This is a genomic window from Vibrio sp. 03_296 (assembly GCF_002265885.1).
Window position 1 is genome coordinate 1 of record NZ_NPKW01000310.1, and the last position, 559, is coordinate 559.

The following is a 559-nucleotide window of genomic DNA, read 5'->3' on the forward strand; positions in this document are numbered from 1 at the left end:
GCTAAAGCTGTGCCCAATAAGGGATTCACGTTGCAGATCGATGCTCACTCCATTCAAACCAACGAGAATGCCGACAATAAAGCATCTCGTCAGGAGAAACTGTATCTTAGGTTGCTGATGGATCTCTTCTTTGGGGAGATCGCGCGGCGTTTCTAGAAAAGGAGCTTCAAGAGCGCTACAACGCCAATCGAGGCGAGATACAAAGCGTACTCCGCTTGCTCGAAAATGATGGCATTTTGCGCCGAAGCCCCGGCTATAAGTGGCACCTCGACGGCGTTCTCAATACGCTGGAAAGGCACACCGAAAGCTACCGATGTCGGCTGATTTTCGAACCCGCAGGCTTGCTCGAACCAAGTTGGTCAGCCGATCTCAATGCGTTACAGCAGTGTCGCGAGCGCCATCTGCAAGCGATTCAACAGCCAGACACCGTCAACGCCAGCGATTTGTTCAACCTAAGCGCGGACTTTCATGAATTGCTCGCCGCCTGTTCAGGCAACCGTTTTTTACTGGGCAATATGCAGCAACTATAATCGCATGCGCAAAGCCACCGACCTCGTCT

Annotated in this window: 1 pseudogene; it reads left to right on the plus strand. The window is 52.1% G+C overall.

What is annotated here, in order from left to right:
• A pseudogene (locus tag CIK04_RS24240) lies at positions 1-559 on the plus strand (FCD domain-containing protein); the annotation flags it as partial.